The sequence below is a fragment of the Anaerocolumna sp. MB42-C2 genome (assembly GCF_030913705.1).
Taxonomy (GTDB): domain Bacteria; phylum Bacillota; class Clostridia; order Lachnospirales; family Lachnospiraceae; genus Anaerocolumna.
This window is the reverse complement of the sequence record NZ_CP133190.1, coordinates 6,008,182-6,032,668: the sequence shown is the minus strand read 5'-3', so window position 1 is coordinate 6,032,668 and position 24,487 is coordinate 6,008,182. Positions and strand designations below refer to the sequence as shown.

At 33.6% G+C, this 24,487-nt stretch carries 26 protein-coding genes and 1 pseudogene; 10 read left to right on the top strand and 17 right to left on the bottom strand.

The window, feature by feature from the left end; all coding sequences use genetic code 11:
• The first annotated feature begins 22 nt into the window (after window positions 1-22).
• The 5 genes and pseudogenes from RBU59_RS26710 to RBU59_RS26690 form a co-directional block, all read left to right on the top strand.
• Window positions 23-193: a sulfonate/nitrate/taurine transporter ATP-binding protein gene (locus RBU59_RS26710; protein WP_308145509.1), complete on the top strand. Its 171-nt coding sequence runs from the start codon at window positions 23-25 to the stop codon at window positions 191-193.
• Window positions 180-662 carry an ABC transporter permease gene (locus tag RBU59_RS26705; RefSeq protein WP_308145508.1) on the top strand — a complete coding sequence of 161 codons (483 nt, stop codon included), beginning with the start codon at window positions 180-182 and terminating at the stop codon, window positions 660-662. The genes RBU59_RS26710 and RBU59_RS26705 overlap by 14 nt, the downstream gene beginning before the upstream one ends.
• A 487-nt stretch (window positions 663-1,149) precedes the next feature.
• On the top strand, window positions 1,150-1,323 hold the full coding sequence (locus tag RBU59_RS26700; protein ID WP_308145507.1) for a hypothetical protein: 174 nt from the start codon (window positions 1,150-1,152) through the stop codon (window positions 1,321-1,323).
• Window positions 1,324-1,402: 79 nt separating this feature from the next.
• On the top strand, window positions 1,403-2,734 hold the full coding sequence (locus RBU59_RS26695; protein ID WP_308145506.1) for a recombinase family protein: 1,332 nt from the start codon (window positions 1,403-1,405) through the stop codon (window positions 2,732-2,734).
• 84 nt (window positions 2,735-2,818) lie between these two features.
• Window positions 2,819-3,172, top strand: a pseudogene (locus RBU59_RS26690) (ABC transporter permease); the annotation flags it as partial.
• On the opposite strand, the gene RBU59_RS26685 reads toward RBU59_RS26690, so the two are convergent.
• From RBU59_RS26685 to RBU59_RS26635, 11 genes are all read right to left on the bottom strand, one after another.
• The gene (locus RBU59_RS26685; RefSeq protein WP_308145505.1) at window positions 3,143-3,340 is read right to left on the bottom strand and encodes a hypothetical protein; all 198 of its coding nucleotides are present in this window, start codon (window positions 3,338-3,340) and stop codon (window positions 3,143-3,145) included. The pseudogene RBU59_RS26690 and the gene RBU59_RS26685 overlap by 30 nt on opposite strands.
• Before the next feature lie 171 nt (window positions 3,341-3,511).
• Complete coding sequence (locus RBU59_RS26680) at window positions 3,512-4,384, bottom strand: aminoglycoside 6-adenylyltransferase (protein WP_308145504.1); 873 nt, start codon at window positions 4,382-4,384, stop codon at window positions 3,512-3,514.
• A gap of 34 nt (window positions 4,385-4,418) precedes the next feature.
• Window positions 4,419-5,477, bottom strand: coding sequence for a hypothetical protein (locus tag RBU59_RS26675; protein ID WP_308145503.1), 1,059 nt, complete (start codon window positions 5,475-5,477; stop codon window positions 4,419-4,421).
• A gap of 478 nt (window positions 5,478-5,955) precedes the next feature.
• The gene (locus tag RBU59_RS26670) at window positions 5,956-6,408 is read right to left on the bottom strand and encodes a GNAT family N-acetyltransferase (protein WP_308145502.1); all 453 of its coding nucleotides are present in this window, start codon (window positions 6,406-6,408) and stop codon (window positions 5,956-5,958) included.
• Window positions 6,409-6,599: 191 nt separating this feature from the next.
• A complete protein-coding gene (locus RBU59_RS26665; protein WP_308145501.1) occupies window positions 6,600-7,382 on the bottom strand; it encodes a class I SAM-dependent methyltransferase in 783 nt (260 codons plus the stop codon).
• 71 nt (window positions 7,383-7,453) lie between these two features.
• Window positions 7,454-8,371: a phosphotransferase family protein gene (locus tag RBU59_RS26660; protein WP_308145500.1), complete on the bottom strand. Its 918-nt coding sequence runs from the start codon at window positions 8,369-8,371 to the stop codon at window positions 7,454-7,456.
• Between the two features lie 444 nt (window positions 8,372-8,815).
• Window positions 8,816-9,721, bottom strand: a complete 906-nt coding sequence (locus RBU59_RS26655) for a metallophosphoesterase family protein (RefSeq protein ID WP_308145499.1) — start codon at window positions 9,719-9,721, stop codon at window positions 8,816-8,818.
• Window positions 9,722-9,741: 20 nt separating this feature from the next.
• Complete coding sequence (locus RBU59_RS26650) at window positions 9,742-10,263, bottom strand: NUDIX hydrolase (RefSeq protein ID WP_308145498.1); 522 nt, start codon at window positions 10,261-10,263, stop codon at window positions 9,742-9,744.
• Window positions 10,264-10,711: 448 nt separating this feature from the next.
• Window positions 10,712-11,641, bottom strand: a complete 930-nt coding sequence (locus RBU59_RS26645) for a CPBP family intramembrane glutamic endopeptidase (protein ID WP_308145497.1) — start codon at window positions 11,639-11,641, stop codon at window positions 10,712-10,714.
• A 41-nt stretch (window positions 11,642-11,682) separates the two neighbouring features.
• On the bottom strand, window positions 11,683-11,988 hold the full coding sequence (locus RBU59_RS26640) for a GNAT family N-acetyltransferase (RefSeq protein ID WP_308145496.1): 306 nt from the start codon (window positions 11,986-11,988) through the stop codon (window positions 11,683-11,685).
• A 21-nt stretch (window positions 11,989-12,009) separates the two neighbouring features.
• On the bottom strand, window positions 12,010-12,651 hold the full coding sequence (locus RBU59_RS26635) for a histidine phosphatase family protein (protein WP_308145495.1): 642 nt from the start codon (window positions 12,649-12,651) through the stop codon (window positions 12,010-12,012).
• Between the two features lie 1,144 nt (window positions 12,652-13,795).
• Between RBU59_RS26635 and RBU59_RS26630 the strand changes: the two genes are divergently transcribed.
• The 3 genes from RBU59_RS26630 to RBU59_RS26620 are packed head-to-tail and all read left to right on the top strand — an operon-like array spanning window position 13,796 to window position 15,970.
• Entirely contained in the window at window positions 13,796-14,401 is a 606-nt protein-coding gene (locus RBU59_RS26630) for a TetR/AcrR family transcriptional regulator (protein ID WP_308145494.1), read from the top strand.
• 14 nt (window positions 14,402-14,415) lie between these two features.
• Entirely contained in the window at window positions 14,416-15,234 is an 819-nt protein-coding gene (locus RBU59_RS26625) for an alpha/beta fold hydrolase (RefSeq protein WP_308145493.1), read from the top strand.
• Window positions 15,224-15,970, top strand: a complete 747-nt coding sequence (locus tag RBU59_RS26620) for an alpha/beta fold hydrolase (protein ID WP_308145492.1) — start codon at window positions 15,224-15,226, stop codon at window positions 15,968-15,970. The genes RBU59_RS26625 and RBU59_RS26620 overlap by 11 nt, the downstream gene beginning before the upstream one ends.
• A gap of 519 nt (window positions 15,971-16,489) precedes the next feature.
• On the opposite strand, the gene RBU59_RS26615 is transcribed toward RBU59_RS26620, so the two are convergent.
• Complete coding sequence (locus RBU59_RS26615) at window positions 16,490-16,819, bottom strand: winged helix-turn-helix transcriptional regulator (RefSeq protein ID WP_308145491.1); 330 nt, start codon at window positions 16,817-16,819, stop codon at window positions 16,490-16,492.
• Between the two features lie 108 nt (window positions 16,820-16,927).
• Here RBU59_RS26615 and RBU59_RS26610 point away from each other — a divergent pair, with 108 nt between their 5' ends.
• A complete protein-coding gene (locus tag RBU59_RS26610; RefSeq protein ID WP_308145490.1) occupies window positions 16,928-17,830 on the top strand; it encodes a radical SAM protein in 903 nt (300 codons plus the stop codon).
• Between the two features lie 21 nt (window positions 17,831-17,851).
• On the top strand, window positions 17,852-18,730 hold the full coding sequence (locus tag RBU59_RS26605; protein WP_308145489.1) for a radical SAM protein: 879 nt from the start codon (window positions 17,852-17,854) through the stop codon (window positions 18,728-18,730).
• Between the two features lie 471 nt (window positions 18,731-19,201).
• Here the strand turns inward: RBU59_RS26605 and RBU59_RS26600 are convergent, their stop codons facing one another.
• From RBU59_RS26600 to RBU59_RS26580, 5 genes are all read right to left on the bottom strand, one after another.
• Entirely contained in the window at window positions 19,202-20,038 is an 837-nt protein-coding gene (locus RBU59_RS26600) for a DegV family protein (protein ID WP_308145488.1), read from the bottom strand.
• A gap of 360 nt (window positions 20,039-20,398) precedes the next feature.
• Complete coding sequence (gene htpG / locus RBU59_RS26595; protein ID WP_308145487.1) at window positions 20,399-22,468, bottom strand: molecular chaperone HtpG; 2,070 nt, start codon at window positions 22,466-22,468, stop codon at window positions 20,399-20,401.
• A 232-nt stretch (window positions 22,469-22,700) separates the two neighbouring features.
• Complete coding sequence (locus tag RBU59_RS26590) at window positions 22,701-23,039, bottom strand: hypothetical protein (protein ID WP_308145486.1); 339 nt, start codon at window positions 23,037-23,039, stop codon at window positions 22,701-22,703.
• A gap of 106 nt (window positions 23,040-23,145) precedes the next feature.
• Complete coding sequence (locus RBU59_RS26585) at window positions 23,146-23,700, bottom strand: hemerythrin domain-containing protein (RefSeq protein WP_308145485.1); 555 nt, start codon at window positions 23,698-23,700, stop codon at window positions 23,146-23,148.
• Window positions 23,701-23,786: 86 nt separating this feature from the next.
• Window positions 23,787-24,395 carry a hypothetical protein gene (locus RBU59_RS26580; protein ID WP_308145484.1) on the bottom strand — a complete coding sequence of 203 codons (609 nt, stop codon included), beginning with the start codon at window positions 24,393-24,395 and terminating at the stop codon, window positions 23,787-23,789.
• Window positions 24,396-24,487 lie beyond the last annotated feature (92 nt).

The window sequence follows — 24,487 nt, the reverse complement described above, 5'->3', positions numbered from 1 at the left end:
AGAGATAGCTGAAGCAGTATCCATGGCTGACCGAATCATTGTTCTTACAAGCCGTCCCGGAACCGTAAAAAAAGTGATTGAGGTTCATTTAACTGTTGATGAGAAAACTCCCTTTCATGCCAGAAGTGCTCCCGAATTTAAGGATTACTTCAATCTAATATGGAAGGAGTTAAGCCAGAATGAAATTAAATAAAAAAAAATTACTTAATTCAACTCAGCTTTCTCCTACCCATAAAGCGTATCTCTTAAATTATATAAAAAAAATGCGTAATGTTCGTATTTATCAGATCGTCATTATTGTTAGTTTTTTATTATTATGGGAGGTTACTACCCGTTTGGGAATAGTGGATTCCTTTATTTTCAGCAGTCCTTCCAGAGTTATTCGCTGTTTTCTTGAAATGGCAGCTGACGGAAGTATCTTTTACCATATTGGCGTGACTTTAATTGAAACATTTATAAGCTTTTCACTGGTTATTATAATAGGTATTTTAACTGCAATTGTTTTATGGTGGAATGATAGTCTGGCTAAAGTTTTAGAACCTTATTTAGTCGTTTTAAACAGCCTGCCTAAATCGGCACTTGCACCGGTATTTATCGTATGGCTGGGAAATAATATGAAAACTATTATTGTAGCTGCCGTTTCGGTAGGTATTGACCTATAAGTACAAAAATCTAAGATTTAATGATTTTAAATTGAATCTCCAGGTCATATTTCTTCGATAATAAGATTGAAAGAATATTAATCAGTTTTTCAATATCCATAGATATATACCTCTTCTATCTATCCTTTTTATATAGTATATCATGATAAACAAACATCATAGAACCGAACCGCAGTAATATTAAAAACAGATAAAACGCCGGGATCTATACTGTTATCTATAGTATTTTAATTATTATAAATGCAGCCCAGTCTTTTTATTTTTTAACAAAAGTGTATACTTTTTCCTTTTATGAAAATACTTATTAGTAATTGCGAAACTCCACTATTGTATCTATATACCAGGCAAATAATACTATCTCAGAGGCGATGACTATCCTTATCCCCTGAGGTTTAAAACAAGTATTAATTATATGGTATATTTAAAAACTACATAGTTTCGCAATTACCCATTTTGCAACTACTTAACTTTGAAAGGAGAATGATTTATGGATAATTACAAGGACAATAAAGGTACACCAAGAAAACATACCGGTTCAAATAATAAAACATTCCGTGAAAATAACCTTTATTCAAAATTTGATGAAGATGATGTTTCTTACAATTATGATCCCAGCAGTAAAGTTAATGAAATAGAGTATTCCGAGGAAACAGATGAATAATCTGTTTTCTTTTTCGTATTTTAATACCATTTATCATATATTTAATTAAGGATTTTATGGTATTATGAGGTGAAAGAAATTGACCAGATGCGCTGTCTATATTAGAGTTTCTACTGAAGAACAAGCCATACACGGATATTCACTGGAAGCTCAGAAAGCTGCTTTAACGGAATATGCCAAAGCACACAGTCTGGATATTGTGGATTATTACATAGACGAGGGTTTATCGGCAAGGAAAAAGATGGCAAAACGCAAAGAATTTCAGCGTATGTTATCCGATGTAATCGGAAATCGAATTGATTTAATTTTAATAACTAAATTAGACCGTTGGTTTCGTAATATATCGGATTATTATAAGGTACAGGAAATTTTAGAAACATATCATGTAAACTGGAAAACTATATATGAAAACTATGATACTACTTCTGCCAATGGAAGGCTTCACATCAATATAATGTTATCCGTTGCCCAGGATGAAGCAGATCGCACCAGCGAGAGAATTAAAGTTGTCTTTCAAAATAAGAAAAACAAAGGGGAGGTTACCAACGGTTCCCACCCTTTAGGTTTTAAAATAGAAAATAAGCGGCTGATACCGGATGACAAAGCGATTGATATTGTAAGGGAGATTTTTAATTATTATGAACTGCATCAGTCTATTTATGAAACGACACAGATGGTTAGGGATAAATATAAATTGACCTTCTGTAATACTACCATATCCAGAATATTAAAAAATAAAATATATACGGAATACAGAGATGATACTATCACAGCACCCCTTATTGACCTTAAGCAATTTAATCAGGTTCAAACCATTCTTCCAATACCCAAGAGACGAAGAAATAAGGAGCGGGTCTATCTATTTGGCGGATTACTAATCTGCAGGGAATGCGGCAGAAAATTAACAGGAAATCATAGTACGGTAACATATAAAAACTCTATAAAGGAATATTACATATACCGTTGCAAGAGATATTCTGAGCAGCGATCCTGTTCTCATAAAAAAAGCCTAAATGAAACTAAACTTGAGAATTACCTGATAAACCAAATTAATCAAATTCTTACCGGATATCAATTTACTGCAGATATTAATGAAACGAAAAAGTATACCACTACAAATGAAATCAATAAATTGCAGCTCAAATTGGAGAAATTAAAAGAATTGTATATGGAAAACCTCATAGATATAAAAACCTATAAGGAGGACCATGCTTTAATTAATACTCAGTTGAAGAACCTACATAAGGTAGAAAAAAGAAATGGAACCGAGGAATTTAACAGTTTATTAAATACTGATTTTGATTATATTTATAGTTTATTATCCCGTACTGAAAAGAGAATTCTATGGAGATCATTAATTGCTACTATCCAAGTGGACGGTAATAATCAGTTTGTAGTCAACTATAAATGAATGTTAGCTTTCAGAAAATCTCCCTAAAAATTATATATATTGCATTTAGATTTTATGAATTATTGTACTTATGTAACTTCACCGGTAGCTGTTTTTGGTAGTATCATATCTTTATATACCGATTTTATTAATGTTGAGGAGGATAAAATAAAACTAATCCGTACTCTCGGTGGCGGTAAGCGGGATATTCTGTTTAAGGTTATTATCCCCAGTAATATACCCTCCGTCATCAGTGTAATGAAAGTCGATATTGGCTTGTCCCTGGTAGGTGTTATTATCGGAGAATTCTTAGCTGCCAAAGCCGGGCTTGGATATCTCATTATTTATGGAAGTCAGGTATTTAAACTCGACTGGGTAATTATGTCAATCGTATTGTTATGCATATTAGCAACCGGTTTGTATCAATTATTAGCTTACTTTGAGAGAAAATATAAATAAATTTAATGGGGTGCTGCAGAATAAATATCTTTTTGTACTTGGGTCCTGGATATAGAGTTCTCTTGGATTTTCCAAGGAAATAGATAATAATTTTACAGCATCCCTTGCTTGAAGAAAACTTAATTCTTCTGCTGTAACGGAGGTTCTATAATACATTATTTCATTCATCGAATTGTCTCCTAATATCAGTTTTCATACTTATTTGGGGCGGAGTCCAAATATCTCTCCATATATTTTACGGATTCCCTTAAGGCTTCTATTGTTTTGGTCTCTATTACACATCTGCAGTCATATTCTTCAGCTATCTTTAATCTCTCTTTCAGGTTAATAAAAATCCCGCTAGTAGATATCTTTTGCATCTTTTGGCAATATAGTAACATGCTTTAAATATTGCAGGCTATTCTCCGCTTCCAGCTCGTTGTATTCAAATTTCATATTATTTGCCACTTCTTTTGCTATCGTATCAAACATATCACACATGATAAAAACTGATCCCCAGATATCATTAACATCTCCCGATGAGTATGTATGAATGAAGGTATCCCATTTTTCTTTCTCCAGATAGTGTTTCATATATTTACCTAACTTACCGATACTAACACGATATGATGTTTCATAACCTATCTTCCATCCAAGTAACCGGACTAATTGTGGACGTATTACTTTATTTATCATATCCATTACATATGGAATTTCCTCTCTCCATAACCCTTTTGCAACATTATTAAGGCACCACCAGAACTCATTACAAGTATCCAAAAACTGCTTTTCTGAGGGTTTCTTCACACAAAAATCCTCATCCGTTGCTTCCGGTATCTGAGGTAAGCAATTGTCTTTATCAAGTAAGATCTTACTTAGTCGGTCATTATGTAGATTTTTTAGCGTCTGGCTTAGCGTACATATCGTTAAATCCAAACGGTTTCCGTCCGTAAATTGCATCAGCCATGCATAAGAATTCTCTACGTCACTCGGATAATAAGAATTATCTTCGGGATATTGCATATACAAGCGCTCCCCAAATCGGTCAATCCATAGTTTATCTTCCCTGAATGACTTTGTTTCATGTACAACATATTGTATGTCATAATCCTGAAAGATGTCTCTTATTGCATTAGGATTTGTTCTTGAACCATTCATAATGACGGCTCTGATTCGCTCATCTTCCTTAGCAGTATTTAATATTAAATCAATCATTTCTTTTTCCGAACGCATACTAACCCTCCACCCGCATTAACTTTTTCTTATATCAGGTCTTTAACTGACTTGTCAGCTCAATATCGCTGTTTTCTATTTTTCTGATAAGACAAAATAACTCAACTTCCATACTTTTGGTACTTAAATCTAATGGTTCTTCAACCAGTGCAACTCGAAGCGGTTTTCCGAGTTTTCCTGTTGGGTAATTTGGACTTGCAATTAAAGAAATTGCACCAGTTCTATGGATCGGTTCGCTTTCAAGCCAATCTATAGAATGAAAATCTATTTGCTCATCCGTATCGCTTTCGTATTCGATGCTCAAAAATCCCTTACCTTTGGGACAAACCTCCATCAAACGTTTTTCCGTATCGGCTTTCATTTTTTGGAGTTCTTTCTCCGAACGTTGTCCTTTGATTTTAGGATTTTCAAAATTTTTCATCGTTTCTGCAAAAATATCACAGATGCTTACACCGTTTATATAAATCCAGTGTTCTTCACCTGTTTCCTTGATTTTAAACTGGATTTTATCGTCATAGGCTTTGCCGATCTCTAAAGTGATTGGTTGTTCAATTAATTCCTGTCTTGATGAATCACGATTTTTAAATAATATATTAGGATTATCGCCAAAGTTAGGCATTTTATTAAACTTGCCCTTGAACAGAACCGTACATATAAAGCAATTTTCAAGATTCACTTTACCGATACTTTTCGGTTTCCAACCTTTTTGGAAGAATTGCGAAAATATAAATGTGTTATCACTGACAGAGAGCAATGCTCTTGTAGAGCCGATTTCCTCTACTTCGTAGCAGACATCGTTAATAACTATCTCTTTGATATTATTTGAGACTACTTTAAAATCCCTTGAAATGCCTTCTCGTTTTCGTGTACGATTTGTAATAACTCTTTCATAATCGTTGTTATATAATGTGTCCTGTTCACTTTCGTACTCAATTTGCTTCTCATTGTATTCAAGAAGTAATAACTGCAAATGTCCTCCACATAAATAAATTCCAATTACTTCACAGATTTTATGGTCCGTAATGATTTCTTTGCCAATTAGCCTTATTTCCTTTATAGAGTTATAGCTTTTATATAACTGATTCAGTGTCATCTATTTTCCTCCGTCGTCATAGAAATAGATTTATTGATGTTTTCGATTTTAGTATAATCAAGAATCAATTCATAGAATATCATCTAACCGTTATACAAATTGTCTGTACTACACATTCTGATTTGTGACTGTATTACTACAAAATCGTTTGAAATTTCAACAGTGTATGCTTAGCCTAGAATTCTTTTACAAATAACTTATTACCAATATGCACTATTTCTAAAGTAATATTTCTTAATTCCTCAACTGATTTTTCTATTGTCTTGTCTGAAATAGAATCAAAAAGAATTTGCATTAACCGGTCATAGCAATCATCGGGTTTATTCTTAAATTCTCTGATATAATGCTCCGTTCTTTTTCTGAGACAGTTCACTCACTAAGGCATTTTTAACATCTATTACATTCATTTTTATTCCTCCAATATTAGCTTTCCGATTCGTTAAATATTAGTGTTTTCATTGTAACTCCTAACTTAGAATCATCCGAGCATTTTTTCGAAACATACTGCCTCTGGCATCTCTACATACTTTCCATAATTTTTTACCACTCTATATCCGTGATGCTGATAAAAGGACACCGCCTTTTCATTGCACTTTCTTGTTTCCAAGACAATTCTGCTGTATCCAAATTTCTTCGCCTGTTCCTCTAGATGAGCAAGGATTTTGCCACCTACACCAGAAGACTTTTTTCTGGCATACATCCGCTTAATTTCAGCGGTATCATCTGATAATTCACGGAATGCTCCGCATCCGACGGCTATATCACTCTCCCTGGCCATCACAAATATTGACCTTGGATTTTTGATATCAGCATTGTCAAAACTATCTCTACCGCTGTTTCCTGTGATATGTTCCAATTCCGCTGACAGTTCATTCATTAATCTAATGGCATCTGAAGAATTTATATTTTCTATCCCTATCGTTATATCCATTATACACCTCAAGCAATTCAAACTTCATGCATATTTTGTGAAGCTTTTCACCAAAACGTGGCCATTTAATTCCACTTGTTTTCGTCATTACATGTTTTAGGGTAAGTACAGTAAAATAATTATCGATGTCATTAAACTAGTATTATCCTTTACATATTCATGATTTTCGGTTGTAATCTCATAACAGAAAGTTATGGTTTTCTTGCAAGTTGTAAATCAATGGTATCATATATTGTGATCTGACCGCCTAAATTATCAATAGCTTCTTCTATTTCCGAGAAGAATTTATTTCTTATATTTTCCTCAATCGCGATATGGTCGGAATATGTACCTAGAAGTGATATGTACTCTTTTGCCGTAAAAGTTCTTGTCCTATGATATAAATTATAGCTTATGTCAATGAAACCATATTTCAGCGCAATATCTGCACGCTTTTTAGCATCATCTATACTGTATTCGTTAGCGGCAAGAGAACCGGGCATATATTTAGAATAAATTCTTTGAAATGCTTCATGAATTTCTTCTCTGCCTTTATCCTTGTATGGGTGATTAGCGAAACGAGCAAAGACACCACCACTTTTCAGCATTTTATAAACCTTTGTGTATCCGATATCTTCTGGTATCCAGTGAAACGCAGATGCAGAGTAGATTAAATTACATAAATTATTGTCACATATAAAATCTTCAAATTTTGTTGTTACAACTGAAAAATTTGGAAACTGATTGAATTTGTGACGACATAATTCAGCTAAATTCTCACCATATTCCACGGCGGTTAACGTACACCCAGTCTCTAAAATCGGTAGAGTTGCTTGTCCACCTCCAATACCAATTTCGACGACATTACTGGATTTATTAATTGGATTATATTTAAAAATATCTTCATACAACTCCGAAACATATCCTGGTCGCATTTTTTCATATTTTTCGGCTTCTGTATTAAATGTCCACTCCAACCCTTTAATTATTGGCATTAATTCACCTTCCTCCCAATATACATTGCCAGCACTTCAATTTCTGATTCCTAATCCAATGATAACTTTGTTCAACAAAACTCCTTAATATACCATGTTGGAACGGGATTTTTCATATCATCAAACCAATGCAGTATATCTGTATTCATCTTTAAAATAGAAGGTAATTCATCCGGAGCAAAATATTTAGCCCACACTATAGAAGTTATGGCGCTTGTTGAAAGGTAATGCATTAGTAGTTTCCAAAACTTTTCTGGTACTTCATTGTTGAAATAACCATTAATCTGCCCTGATGCAAATTCAGTGCACTCAATACCGATACGATTGAACTCATACCATGGGTCTCCATAATTATCAAAATCAACGGTATGCCAATCAATTATTGATAAGTGACCAGATGCAGTTTGTATCATGTTGCCCATATGGTAATCTCCATGATGACGGCACTGTGGACGGTTATCTAGTAATTCTCTATTTCTTTCAAGATAATCCAAAATAATTATATCTCCGGGAAAGCGAACACCTTCTGAGTGAAATGCTTCTATGCGAGGATTTATTACAGAGTAGTATCGCTCAGACCAGTCAGGAACATCATCTCTTGTCTGAACTGTATGTATCTTTCTAAGAATTTCACCTGATTCTAAACCCATGTGATATTGTTCCTTAGGTGATAGGGTAGGTAAAATAGTTTCTACTTCAATTCCCTCAACCCACCTCAATAACGTATACACAGATTTCCCATTGTCACATATACCAAAATCAACAGGAGATGGCATCGGCACATTTCGTGCATACATTTCTTTCATCGCTTCATACTCAGTCTTTTTCAATAAATACTCTGATGAATCAGCAATCCGAAGTAAAAGATGCTTACCCTCTATTGTTTCAATATAATATTTTTTTTCACCTGACATGCCTTTCATAATCGGTTCAATCTTAGCAAACGTGTCATATATCGGAATATCTTTCATTGCTCCCATTCCTCTCATTTTTTTTCGTCCAACTATATGTATCATTACTCAAAACCAGGGAGTGTATATTTCCTCTGGCTTTAATTCAGGAAATGTCCTATGAACATATGGAATAAAATCATCTCCCGTTTGCTTTAAAGTCTTTCATTACCGCCTCCGTAATCTATCTCAACTTATACATTTTCAATAATTTTATTCAACAACTCCATCTTACCACATACCGAATAAACACATAACAAGTTGACAAACGGTCCGATTGTTTTATCAAAATAATGATATAGATAAATTCAAATCACCTCCAAGGTTTAAATGAAATTTTAAGCTTTCCGTATAATTATCTGGCCATAGCTACATAGCGAATTATGCTATTTTTCGCTATTATCAGCCTCTGCTTGCCTTGTCAGGATTCATACTCTCCTCTCAATATCCTTGTATTGTCCCAAATATTTTTTCTAAAACGCATTATTTATAACCGATGTACAAGGACGATGTTTTTGGTTCAATTGAAACACCATTCCATTTATTTCCCATACCAATATCAGACGGCGTTATATTCTGATAATGTCCATTCATCCCATTTATCTGAATATTCATATTATCATCAATTACTACAATGATATGTAATGCCTCCTGATAGAGAATCAAGTTCTTTAAAGTGGGATATTGTTTATGTATTTCATCACTATAATTAAAGGTTTCTTTTATTCCCTGCCAGATATATGACATTGAATTCAAGGTATAATAATGAATCCCATTAATAATCTTCACATCATCCCCATGGTCATGACCATTCATACATAGCAGCACTTTCTTCCCGTTTCGATTTCTTTCTTCAAGAAGTCTTCTAATTTCTGTACGATTAGAAATTCCACGATTCATAAAATCATTAGAAAGACTTTGATGAGTTAATATCACATAATAATACTGTTCTTTTATCAACTCATTTTTCAACCATTCTATTTCCTCCTGTGGAATATAAGGATAATCACCATTTGTCCGTTCATAATTTCGTTTACAATATGGCTCACATCCATCGAGAGTTTTGATGTAGTTTGCATCAAGAACAATGAATTTAATGTTTCCATAGACAAAAGAATAGAAACTATTTTTCATCTCAAAGAATTTTAGTACAGTATCTATTAAATAAGCATCCGAATTATGATTCCCTACAGTAAAGAAGCATGGGATTCCAACTTCTTTCAATTCTGAAATCAGATGTTTATTCTCATCGGTCGGATGACATAAGTCTCCCAGCTCAATTATAAAATCCAAGTTTTCTTCTTTCACCGCATTTATAAACTCATGTATTCGTCTGTCTCCGTCCTGTATAACGTCGTAGTGTAAATCCGTAAATACTGCAAATTTCATAGGTAGACCACCTCGTATACTCATTTTATTTGATGGCATCCGTATTGTTTTCGAATATCAAAAAACAGCTGTATTAAACTTGGATAATATGGTATGAATTCGCCTCGTTCTATCATCAAAAATATTTCTTCTTTTGAAGCCCACTTAACATTTTGAACTTCTTCATACTGCAAGGATAGCTTAGAGATATCAACCTCTTTTTCCAACAAATAAACATCATCAAATCCATTGCTAAAATTTATAGTTATGTGAGGCCTAATATCTTTAAAATCCTGCCTTAATCCAATTTCTTCAAGCAATTCTCTTTCAGCAGCAGACTGACTTGTATCACCCTTTGTAGCACTTCCGCCGACAGTGACATCCCACATATTTGGCCATCCTTCTTTAAATGGTTGTCTTTGTTGAATCAGCATTTTGTTATCCGAATTGAAAATACATACATGGATGACTAAATGGTAATTTCCTATTTCAAAAGGTTCCCCACGAACCATAGTTTTGTTCGCTTTGATTCTATTAATATCATATACATCCCAGAGTTCCATATTTACCCCCAAATAAACCTTAGTTTTTGCATATAATCGGATGAAAGACTAAAACAATAAATATTTCACTTAATTATAAAGTCCATCAGTTTACTGTGCTTTATACTGACAACGTCATCATTTCTTGAAGTATTAATCATAAATTATCCTCAAACCTTCCTTATCCCTTTTCCATTTTACACCATCATTCCAGTATTTTCTACCACTATTTTCTAGTTCAAGCATAGGAGATGAGATATAAGGTTTTCACTGCAACTATTTTTAGAATGTATCTGCTATATTGAAACATTTTTATCCATCTTATTATTAATAGCGTAATAAACGTATTCCATATAACAAAAAGCCTACCAACCAAATGCAAATAGTTGATAGGTCTTATTATTTTACTGCTTTTCTAATTTCCTGATATTCTAAATTGCATTTGTATTGGGATTATGCTCTTTTAATACTAATTCTCTTTCTTATCCTTTTTTCTGCAATAAATAAAAGCTCCAATATACAATACATATAATGTATTCACAATTAAATAGGAAATAATGCTTCCGTTATTCCAATTAGGATTTAATAGATATAAGTTAAAAAATAGATTTCCAGAAAAATGCCATAAGGAGGCTGGTACTATATTACCCTTTCCTAACTTAGTTATAATATAATATCCGTAACTTTCTGCAATACAACCGCATGTAAATACTACAATTGGTACCTCCATTGTACCAGAAAGAAAAAAGTGATAATGCCAGGCAGACCATATTGAACCTATAATTAGTGGTGTGAGTTTTTTCCCAAATTTTTTTTCTATTTTATCTTGTAAATAACCTCTCCATCCTAATTCTTCTGCAACCAATGCCCATGTTACTATTATTATTTTTTTTAAACTTAGTAATATAATAAATTGATTATGATATGGAGTAACGTATGTTAACAATTTACCAACAGTTAGCATGGCTACAGGTATAAGAAAACCCATGATACAAAGCTTTATATTAAAACCATTCTTATACTTATCAAGTATAAAACATCTAGTACCATTTATACCATATTTTTGTAGAATTGTAATGATAGCTGCTATTGAAGGTGATGCACCTTCTATTCCATATAAAATGAATCTTACGCAACCTTGACTAAATGCTGGTATATATTGCATAAGGCATATACAGATAAGTGGTATAGTAAAGGCATATACGATAAAGAACAAAACCTCTTTATCTGGCTTTTTTGTTTGCATGATCTCATGCCTAATAAGCCATTCGTTATATTCTTCATAACTTTTGCCATAAACAGAATTAATAAAGCCATTCTCATCAGCAGGAAATTCCTGTAACATATCATATATATCTTTTCCATCGTTTTTAGATAAGTTAGTCAATTTATATTGCATAAAAACTCCCCTATACCTGATTTTCTCTTCCTATGAGAATATTAAGTTAATGAACATTCCATCGTAACCATTTGTTCCATTAACCCATGACGTTTATAAAAGCGTATCCCACTATCATTTGCAGGAAAAACAGATAGCCTTAAATACCCCATTCCATGTTCCTTCGCCCACTTTTTTGAGCCATCTAATAGCTGTGTTCGATTATTTATGATTTCTAGCAAATACTCGTCCGTTCTGTTTCCAATTTGATAATGTTCAGTTTGATATTGTACACTATCTGCATCTAGTTCAATAAACAACTTGTTTATATCAACAATATCAGATTTTATTGCAGTTCTAATTATCACAAAAATTCCCCTCAATTCTATTTAATGAAATGAATAGGTACAATCAGGTTGTCCTATCTCATATTTACATTCAATAATTTCTGCCGGCTTTATTTCTTCAGCATAAGTTAGTGTTCTTATAACCATTCCATGACATACAATGATAACCTTATTGTAATCTGCATATTTATCAGCGACTTTTCTTACCCGTTCTCTTAATTGCTGAAGACATTCCCATCTGGGTGTTTCTCCCTCAGGATAAACTCCTCGATGCTTATTAAAACCTTCAGTTAGTTGTAAACATTCTGAGAATTCTTTATATTGAAAGGTTAAGTCCGGCATCCATTCATGTAAATCCATTTCCACCTTTATATCGATTCCTGTTTTCTTAGAAATAATTGCAGCCGTTTGCAAAGCTCTGGTATAAGGTGATGAAATAATAATGTCTGCCCCCATTAATCTTTCATCCTTTGCCGTACGTTCTGCCTGTTCTATGATAAAATAGCATTTATATCTATCATTCAAATCATAAAGAATCTGCATGGTCTTATCAGGATATGACAATTCACCTATATAATCACCCAAGAAAATAAATGTACCGATGTTTCGTGAATATGCGTATTCCAGGCAACTCTCCAATGCAACATAATTACCATGAATATCAGATAAGACAGCTATATCCATATTATTTACTCCTGTTCTAGTGGTATCATTAAAACTCATTTATTTTATGAAAGACTACCTGCTTATCTGTGGCTATCCCGGTATAGACATTAATTCCTTTCTTAATGAGCGTTGATTTTTAATCATTCTCCGATACTTATAGCAGTATACTTTACTCCTTTAACCTCTATCTCATCTCCTATAAACTTATCTAAAAAGCTTTTTTGATCTTCAGGCATGTCTCCAGTAATAGATTTCTGAACACTTATAACCATTATATTAATGTACTTATTGTTCAAACATTTAAGAGCATTTTCAAAGAAATGATAAGATTTTTCATTCCTTAGTTCTTTCCAAAACCTAAACAGCTTTCCATTGTTCCTAATAATTGTTCAAATCCGGGTATATCTTCTTTCGGAAGCTTAATAATATTGAATTCTATTTTTTCTGGTTCACTGATCATTAATCTTTGCATCCAAAGAGTTTTGACATATTTCCCTTGTTAATGAGCATTTAAAGAGCCATTAAACGTCTCAATTCCAGCATCTGTTATTCCTACCACTTGTCCATTATTGTTATCAGGAAAATTCCATCCAATTTATTTTTTTATCTCCATACTAATTCCTACATTTTTACTTAAATTTTAACATTCTATCTATCATTTAACAATACCAATTATCCTCAAAAATTTGTATTCAATTACTATAACAAAAACGCTGCGTAAATTTGTATACGCAACGTCTCTCTTGTTTTATTGCTATAAAATTTCAATTAACTTTTCCACTTCAACAAGCGGTTTTCCATCATTACCAAAAAGCACATAATCCACGTATCCAGTTGGATTTGGCATACCAGCATCGTACCAATATGAAACCACTAAATATTTCATATTGAAAATATAAACACGGAGGGAGATTTAAAACAAATAACAACAAACAAAACAGAACTTGAAGGTCAGGAAATTCCATACCGGCTTTCAGAATTTCAAAGAGCTTTTCCCTCGAGGCGGATGTGAAAGAATTAATGCAAAAATCTAACGATATGCAGTAATAATGATGTGTCCAAAGCTAACTCATATAATAATATTTTTATAAGGGTCTTTACAATTTTGGTCAGTCATAATAGCATATAATATATACTAATCAAATTGGTCAGGAGGTTTTTTATGAATGAAGGTTTTTTCAGATTGCCTGCAGACAAACAACGAAAAATAATTAATATGGGATTTCAAGTTTTTTCCCAGAGTTTATACAAGAAGGCTCCTGTAGCAGAAATAGCCCTGGGAGCTGGCATTTCCAAAGCCCTTCTCTTTTACCATTTCAAAAACAAAAAAGAACTCTACTTATTTTTGTGGAATAAATCAATTGAGTTAACAAGAAATGCAATGAAGGAACAGAATATCTTAGGAACTAACAACTATTTTGAAATGCTAAGACGCTCTCTTATAGGAAAATGTAATTTGCTGAGAGAATATCCCTATGTAAGTGAATTCTCATTACGAGCCTACTACGAAGAAAATATAGAGGTAAAAAAAGAAATTCATGATAGTTTTCAGCAAATCAATCTGGAAAGTGAGAAAAAAGCGTTTGAAATCATAGATATTACAATGTTACGAGATGATATTGATATACATCAAATGTATCAAGAAATGGTATGGGCTTCTGATGGGTATTTGCATATGGCACTTATGCAGGGCAATATCAATGTAGATAAACTGAAATCAGATTTCGAACAATTAATTCTTATGTGGGAAAAAGTGTATCAAAAATAGCATGGGAGGAAATCATGAGTACAGAACATAAACAAATTAAATCTAATAATGGCTATGTCCACTACTGGATTACCAGAAATTGTAATCCAAATGCAAAATGCATCCTATTTACACATGGACTAACTGCAAATCATAACATGTTTGAAAAACAGGTCGAATATTTTGAAGCATCCTATACAGTAATTACATGGGATGTACCGTTACATGGTTTGTCAAGACCTTATAAAAATTTTTCTTATGAGAATACAGCAATGGAATTAAAGGCTATTTTAAATGAAGAGAATGTCAAGAAAGTTATTCTGGTCGGTATGTCAATGGGTGGCTATCCAAGTCAGGAATTTGCATATAGATTTCCGGAAAATGTTGATAGGATAATAATGCTTGATACCACTCCGTTTGGACTTAAGTATTATTCTAAATCAGATTTATGGTGGCTGAAACAAGTATCACCGCTTGGAAAATGTTTTACTGACCATATGCTTCGAGAAACTATGGCAAAATCCGTTTCGAAAACAAACTATGCTTATAATAAAATAATAGAAATGCTAAAGCCTTTATCAAAAGCAGAGATTCTTGAGCAAATGGATATTGCATACGGTAAGTTTGCTAAGGAAAATAAAGATGTACAATTTGATTGTCCGGTATTACTTTTACTTGGTGATAGTGATACTACTGGAAAAGTAAAACAATATAACAAAGCTTGGGCCAAGGCAACTGGCTATCCTCTGCACATCATTAAACATGCAGCGCATTTTTCCAATGGAGATAATCCAGAACAAGTTAATCTAGAGATAGAACATTTTATACAAGGGAAGGGTTCATATGATTTTTAAGGAAACTGGACATAACGCTTTTCCAACTATGATTTTTCTCCATGGCGGTGGTCTGTCGGACTGGTCATTAAAACCTATCGTTGATGAATTTAAAAATAATTTTCACGTAATCACACCTATCATTGATGGACATGGAGAAGCCGCCACCGAAACATTTACTAATATTACCGATTCTGCTGAAAAATTAATTCATTACATTGATACGCAATGTAACGGAAGGGTCTTCGCAATTGCAGGGTTATCTATCGGTGCCCAAATCGTAACGGAAGTAATTTTTCAAAGAGATGACATTACACAATATGCGATTATCGAAAGTGCCTTAGTTTATCCAATCAAAGGTATTACAAACATCACAGTTCCTACCTATCAGATGTTCTATGGATTAGTTAAGCAAAGGTGGTTTTCAAAATTGCAAGCAAAATCTCTCTGTGTCCCTTCTAATATGTTTGAAATATATTACCAAGATAGTATGAAAATGTCGAAACAATCGCTGATAAATATGACCTTGAGTAATGGATCATATGATTTGAAAGAACCAATTTCAAATACAAAAACTAAAGTGCTCATTATCGTGGGTGAAAAGGAAATATCTGTCATGAAGAAATCAGCTCAAAAAATCCATAAAAATATCCCTGGAAGCGAATTATATACTGCTCCTGGTATGAAGCACGGTGAAATAAGCTTAAAATACCCTCAAAAATATATAGAATTACTTAAGAATTTATTCAAATTATGAGTTCGGGATATCTCTTCAGATTTATACTTAAGCGACTGATTTTCGTCAGCTGCTTTTTTCTATCACATAATTAAAAGCTTCAACAGTAAAACACTCCATCATCTCTTCAAACCGATTTTCCATTGGTTCTCCCCATATATTCAAAAGCAGAAAAGAGCTAGTACGCTTAATTTTCCTGGGATTTTTCTGTGTTGAATTGATAGAAGCGTTGCGTGGTCAGGTCTGAAACAGACAAAAAACAGACCTGAGACGGGGCGGTTAAGATGAAGCGTTTTGTGGTTCACTGCCCTACTCTAGGTCTGAATTTTTTATTATTCTACGGTGTTTCCTCATTATTTTCTATTATATCAACGAGGATAAATGGGGTTGCCTTTTGGATAAGACGGGGTGCCCGGTGACATAGTAGAATATATCAGACAATACAACATTATAATGGAAAAATTATTCTTTTGCATTACAATAACGGTTTTAACAAATAAATTTATTGATTTCTAGATTTAAGTATTGATAGTAATATTTTTACTGTTTTAGGTGGGTTTCTCCCCATTGCTTCATAAATTCCAAAACAGGTATAAAACTGTTGCCTAAATCGGTCAACGAATATTCTACTTTTGGCGGGACTTCCTTGTAGTCATATCGAGAAATAAATCCATCTGCTTCTAATTCCCGTAATTGTTTTGTTAAAGATGATTCCGTAATGTCACCGATATGACGACGCAATTCACCAAACCGATTTATATTTTGTAAAGCTATATAATATAGGATTTCTATTTTCCATTTGCCTCCAACTATTTTCTGAATAGTTGAAATAGTAGTGCAACGTTGGTTAGATAATTTACTTTTTCTCATTTTGGTTTCTCCAATCTATGACCATTATACATTACATACTTAAAATAATCAATGTACTACAAATAAGTTCAGTACTATTATTTTTATTGTACGCCAAATATAATATGTATGAAAGGAGTTGACTTTATGCATTTTACAGGCACAATCTGGAGACCGCCCTATGAATTGAATTCCGCTCTATTACAGGTGGCGGCTGGCTGTACACACCATAATTGTAAGTTTTGTTCTCTTTATAAGGATTTACCTTTCAAATTCAGGTTATCACCAATGAGTGAGGTAGAAGAAGATTTACAAGAACTTAGCGCATACCATTCATGTGCAAAACGGGTATTCTTGACAGGGGCTAACCCGTTTGCTCTTAGCGTTGACAAATTAATAGAGATAGCTCAAAAGGTACATCAATATTTGCCTAAAGTTAAAAGTATTGGCTGTTTTTCAAGAGTAACAGACATTACTACAAAGACACTTGAACAACTTAAAGAACTACGCCAATTGGGTTATGATGGTATTATAATCGGAACCGAAACAGGCGATGATGATACGCTTCGCTTTATGCGTAAGGGGTATCAAGCACTAGATATTGTTGAACAGTTAAACAGGCTTGATGAAGCTCAAATAGCGTACCATATTTCCTATCTAAATGGTCTTGTAGGTTCTGGAAATAGCCAAAATTCTGCTTTGAACACTGCAAAAATTTATAATAAAATCCATCCTGTTAGTATAAGTATAGTTGCATTGACAATATTCCCCGAATCAGATTTGTTCACCGAAATAAGAAACGGTACTTTTACCGAAACAGGTGAATTGGAGAAATTACAGGAACAAAAAACCTTGATTGAGCATTTGACAATTCTAACGACCGTGTATGCAAACACAATTTCTAATACAGCCCCATTGGTTGGAAAATTGCCGCAGGATAAAGAGAAAATGATAAAGCATTTGCAATATGCGATTGACAATATTGATGAAGCGGAGCTTAAGCGGTATCGAAAGAACATCCGACACCTGTAAGCTCCCGGAAAGGAGCTAATAATGCATTTTACAGGAAGAACTTGGCGTCCCCCGTATGAAGCATATTCTGTTATCATACAAGCAACTTCCGGCTGTACCTATAACAAATGTAGATTTTGTAGCCTATATCACGGAGAATGCTTCCGTATGTCGCCTATTAGTGAATTTGAGGAAGATTTGGCTGAAATAAAAAGCTATCAGCCTAATGCCCGGCGTATCTTCTGGACTGGAGCAAATCCATTCGCAATGAACTATGAGAACCTTAAATTAAGAGCTTTAACAACTAGGGACTATCTGATTAAATGTCAAAACATAGCTATGTTTGCAAGTATTAGAGATATAAAATCAAAATCTGTTCATCAACTTAGAAAATTACGGGCAATGGGTATAAACGGATTGAGTATCGGAACCGAAAGTGGAGATAATGGAACGCTTGCTTTAGTAAATAAAGGCTATACAGCCGAGGATGTTGTTGAGCAGTGCAACAAACTGGACGAAGCTGGAATTGAATATTCATTTGTTTATATGACTGGTCTTGCAGGAAAAGGAAATGGCAAGCGAAACGCTATTAACAGTGCTAAGATTTTTAATCAGCTAAATCCTTATTTTTTAAGCATTGATTCTTTGACGCTATTCCCTAATACAGAACTGTATTCTTGGTCCATAAGCAATAAGTTTACTCCCGCAACAGAGCATGAACGAATAGAAGAATTGATTACTCTTTTGGAAAACCTACAAATTCGTACCCATTTACAAGCGGACACGAAATCAAACTATAAGCCTTTGTCGGGAACTCTTCCATATGATAAGGCAAACATTATTGAAGAGTTACGTTATGTCTTAAAAACAGCAAGCGAACAGGATATGGTTACCTATCGAAACAGTTTAAACATCTTATAGTAATTATAACGTCACCTACGGAAATAAAAACCGTTGCTTTGGTGGTGAGTTTTTTGGTTAAAATACAACAACTATTCGGCGGTTTTGAAATAAAATCAAAACTGCTGATTTTTGAATACATTTCATTTATCCTCTAACGGGGCCATCCTCATTGCAGTTATTCACAATTATTTTCGAGAAAACTCATTACATTCATCATTTCTTTCTTCATTTTTGCGTCATTTCTTCTTCTCTTTTCATCCTCTTTTTCTATTCATTCTATTGTTTCTTTAAAGCGAGAAAAGACAAAAAACAGACCTGAGACGGGGCGGTTTTGATGAACCGATTTGTGGTTCATTGCCCTACTCTAGGTCTGCTTTCTAAGATGCTTTCGCGATTTTTACGATATTTTCTATTTCATTTTCTACTGCCTGCGAGGATAAACGGGGTTACCGCAAGGATAATACGAGGTGCCCCGGGACAATAGTCGAGTTAATAACAGACAATGATTCCGCCATCACCGGCATACATAGTACTTACTCCGGCTGTATCTACAATAAAACTATCCCTGAAAGGTACTCGTTTTAATATCTCCTCTTTAACAAATACTGCCCTGTCGTAATTGTTACAATGTGAAATTGCTAAGGTTCTTTCCTCCGGTTTCTGTGCATCCTGCTCTATCAGGTTGGCCAATAAAACCAGAGCTTTTTGTATTCCTCTTGCCTGATCTAATTTACAGATGGTTCCCTCGGGAGTAGCACCCATAACAGGTTTAATATTTAATACTCCGGTCAATAAAGCTTTGATTCCGGTTAAACGTCCGCTTTTACGAAGGGTGTCCAGATTTTCCAGTACAAACTTTGTACTTAATTTATCTCTAAATGCTTTCACCAGACTGATTACTTCATCAAAAGGTTTTCCGGCTTCTGCATACTCCTGTATTTTTTTTGCAATTAAAGTCTGTCCTATAGATGCCGAACAGGAATTAAATACTTCTATGTTTTTATGGGGATGCTCTTCTAAGTATAATTTTCTGCCGAGAACCGCACTGTTATGCGACCCACTTAAGTTAGCAGATAAAGTTACTACATAGATATCTTCTTCTCCGCCATAGAACTTCATATAGGCTTCGGGGGATGGACAGGAAGATTTTGGACTATTAGGACTTTCTGCAACAATTCTCAAAAATTCCTTCTGATTAAAGGTATCATCATCTATAATTGATTTGTCATCTACCTGCAATGTAAGCGGTACCAATTGAATATGTCCATCCTGTTTCATATTATCTGTTAAATCTGTGCAGCTATCTACTATGATTTTATAAGCCATTCATTCATCCTCCTAAGAACTTCATACCTTTAATTTATAACAAATTACATTTATTGGTAATCGCAACCATGTAATTTTATTTATTTTACTATGATATATAGTTTTTATTACTATCAATCATAGCATACTATATTACATTTTTAAAGTCCTTTTCTTAAAGACTTTATAAATATTTTATAAATAAAATTCAGAAATACCACTAAATCATAAGGTCACTTCTCCAATAACATAAAAAGCTGATAAAAATACAGTATTCCAGTGTATTTTTATCAGCTTCTAAAATTTTTTTATAAATCAGTTTAAATTTATCTTAAAATATAGTAGTAAATAAACTGCAGTTTGTTAAATCAGATTTGATTCTTATTTGGCTAATGTCAGCATAATTTCATTGCTTCTGCTGATGAATTTGGTCATAGCTTCCGGTTCAAGAGGCTTATGACTTAACATAGCAAGATCATATAGTTGTTCACAAATCATAGGTACATGCTCTGCTTCCTGATTTTCAAATACATATTTAACCAGTTTATTATTGGCATTTAATACTAGAGTTTCATTCGTGCCGAACATGCTGGGATCCATTCCGTACATATTGTACATCTTCATCATATCCTGCATTCTGCGGCTTTCCTCGGATAGAGTTATCATGGAGGATACTTTATCATTCTTTAATTTCATAACTTTTACTTCAAGTTTTTCTTTGTTTAAAGCTTTGCGGAAAATTTCTGTCAGTTTTTCATTTTCAGTTTTTAATGCATCTTCTTCAATGGCTTCTTCTTTAAAACTGTCTGTAATATCAGCATCAATTCTCTGGAAACGGTATGATTTCTCCTGCTGCTCTAACTGGGTAATAAACGGCTGATCTATGTTATGGGTACATATCAATGCATCAATGCCTTCTTCTTTAAACATATTAATATATTGGCTTTGCTGCTGCTCGTTGGTTACATAATAGATAATGTTCTTTTCTTCTTTTTCGTCTTTATTATCCTTGGTTTCTTTATCAGTTGTTGCTTCTGCTGCTTCAACTTTATCAGCTTCCGTATCCGTTTTTCCTTTGCTTGCCTTCACATAATCCGGTAATGTAGTATATTTGCCCTCCAGATTTTTAAAGATAATGAAATCTTTCATCTTATCACGGAATTTATCATCTTTTAAGCAGCCGAATTTAATAAATGGACTGATATCATCCCAGAATTTTTCATAATTTTCTTTGTCCACTTTATACATACCGGAAAGTTTATCAGCAACTTTTTTCGTAATGTAATCGGATATCTTCTTAACAAATCCATCATTCTGAAGTGCACTTCTGGATACATTTAACGGAAGATCCGGACAATCGATAGTACCTTTTAACAGCATTAAGAATTCCGGAATAACTTCCTTTATATTATCAGCAATAAATACCTGGTTACTATATAACTTAATTGTTCCCTCAAGGGTATCATATTCCGTATTTAGCTTCGGAAAATATAAAATACCTTTTAAATTAAAAGGATAATCCATGTTCAGATGGATCCAGAACAGCGGTTCCTTATAGTCAAGGAAAACATTGCGGTAAAATTCTTTATATTCTTCATCCGTGCAATCATTAGGATGTTTTGTCCAAAGCGGTGTCGTGTTATTGATAGGTTCCGGTTTTTTAGGACCTTTCTTCTCACCCTCTTTAGCCTCGGAGTCCTCGTCCTTTTTTTCCTCCTGCTCGGATACATTGCCGTTCTCATCTACGGAAGCATCTATTACATTCTCTTCTTCTGCAGTTTCATCTGCTTCATCGACCGCTTCTGTTTCTTCCGGTGCATTGGCATTTTTAAAGTAGATTTCTACAGGCATAAAAGAACAGTACTTCTGAATTACTTCCTTAGCACGGTATTCGTTGGCAAATTCATAACTGTCTTCATTTAAGAATAAGGTTATCTCCGTACCTCTGATCTCACGGTCTCCCTCTTCCATGGCAAATTCCGTTCCGCCCTCTGATTCCCAATGAACGCTGGCTGCACCCTCCTGCCAGGATAAAGTATCTATGGTAACTTTATCTGCAACCATAAATGCAGAATAAAAACCTAAACCAAAATGACCGATGATCTGTTCTTCATTTGCCTTATCCTTATATTTATTTAAAAAGTCAGTTGCGCCGGAGAAAGCGATCTGATTAATATATTCTTTTACTTCATCGGCGGTCATACCAATACCGTTATCTATGAATTTTAAAGTCTTTTCTTCCGGATTCACAATTACATCAATCCTATATTTATTATCTTCCGGGAGTGTTACTTCACCCATAAGTTCAAGCTTTTTTAACTTTGTAATCGCATCACTGCCATTTGATATTATTTCTCTGAAAAAAATGTCATGATCGGAATACAACCATTTTTTAATTATGGGAAATATATTTTCCGAATTAATTGATAAGCTACCATGTTCATTCATCATAAAATCGCTCCTTTATATTATTTTTATTATTTTTAATTTTGATAAAAATAATATTAATACTACTGCACAATTTTGTCAAGAAAAAATTAGCACTCATTTCAAACGAGTGCTAACAAGATAAATTTCTCTTAAAGATATTCATAGGATGTTCCACTTACCAATTCCAAGTTCTGTACAAAAGGAGATGTGCATCTATAGCAACAGCTCCTCTAATAAACAATTAAAACAAAAGCTAGTTAATAAGTACTTTACTTGCTTCATATTTTAAATCATTATTATGATTATAAAATTTTATGTTAATTGCAATAGCATTATCGGGTGCCTTTAAATTCTGTACATATTTATCTATTATATCAGAATCTACTTTACCCAAATATTGAACATCCCTAGTATATAATCTTCCTATATAAGTCTGATTTTTACTATTTATAGAAAAATTATCTACTATGCCGTCATTCCTTATTTTAAAATTTGGCTTTTGATAGTAAGCAACAGATGCAATAGAAATAAAAATAAATAAACTAAAAATGGCTAACATTATTAATCTCTTTTTGTTGAAAAATTGTAACATAAATAACCTCCTTATTATATGAAATATAACAACTATTCCCTCATTTCATATATTTTACTTATATTACGAATAAATGTCAATCATTATAAAATCCACCAATTTTAGATTATTTATATTTACCCTCAAGTTCTTCCAGTATCTGCTTATATCGATCCTGTATCCCCTGATCTTTTGCTTCTTGTTCAAAAACTTCTGATTTTTGGTTTATATCTTCTATAATGTCCGCTGACAGATTTTTACTTCCATATACATAAACAACGGAATCTTCTTTATCAATATGCCTGTTCAAAAGATGTGTATAGCTTACAGCATTGCTGATTACATCTAATTTACTTTCTTCCTCTCCGTTTTTTACCCGGTTCAGTGCATCTTCCAGGTCACTGATATAGAGTCTTCCCAAATCATGTTCTACAAGCATTCCATGGGTTACAAGATTATTTCCGATTGCTCCTAAGTGGCTCTGCATTTCTTTAAATAAGAATTTTTCTTCTTTGCCATGATGATGTTTATCAGCAAAATTGCGAATAAAGTCTATCATTTTGCTAAAATCCTCATAATCTATTTCCTGCCCTTTCATTACTAAAAAGCAAGCTTTTCTTACTACTTTTAACATACGTTTAATGTATTTATGTTCTTCCACCATTAGCTCTATGCTGTTCATTACTAACTCCTGTCTGCCGCTTAAACCCGGCATATTCATATTATTTATCCGGTTCTATTAACTTTACAACCTACTTATTATATTGATTATTTCGTTATTTTACCGGTGGTTTCATCCTGTTTTATATATGTGGCACCTGCCCCAGTAACAAACCCTTTTAGAAATTCATCTCTCAGTAAATAATATGTCTTAATATCGCCACCAACCTCATTCCAGTAATCTTCATGTACACATACATTCCGCTTCCAGATAACTTCTTTTTCATCCTGTGATATCACCAGATTAACATGATCGCAGGGCATTCCGTCTAAAAGTATATCATTCAGATTCTTATATATTTCGGCCGCATCTTTATTATGATAGGCTGCGGATATCTCTTCACCCATATTCCAAACTAATACCTGTAATTTATCCATAGAATCCGGATCATTTTTAAGTAAAAACGTTACGGCATAAGCCAGCCGGTATTCTACTAAGCTTACTCTCTCCAAAAGCCATCCATGGATATTGGATGAATCAATCATATCTTCCAGCGGTTTCTTCTCTAAAGTACCGTAGTTATTCGCTAATTGATTTCTTAAGTCCATTTCCGAAAACTGATTCTCTGCTAAATTTATGACCCTTTCAACTAAATGATCCTGCATCTTTATCTTATTATACAACCAATAATGTATTGGTCCCAGTACTGCACTCATATTTTACACCCATCACATATCGCAGGCTGGCCTGCGATACTTCCACAAGATAAAAATGTGAAAAAATTCACTTGTGGTTTCCTTTCTTTAAT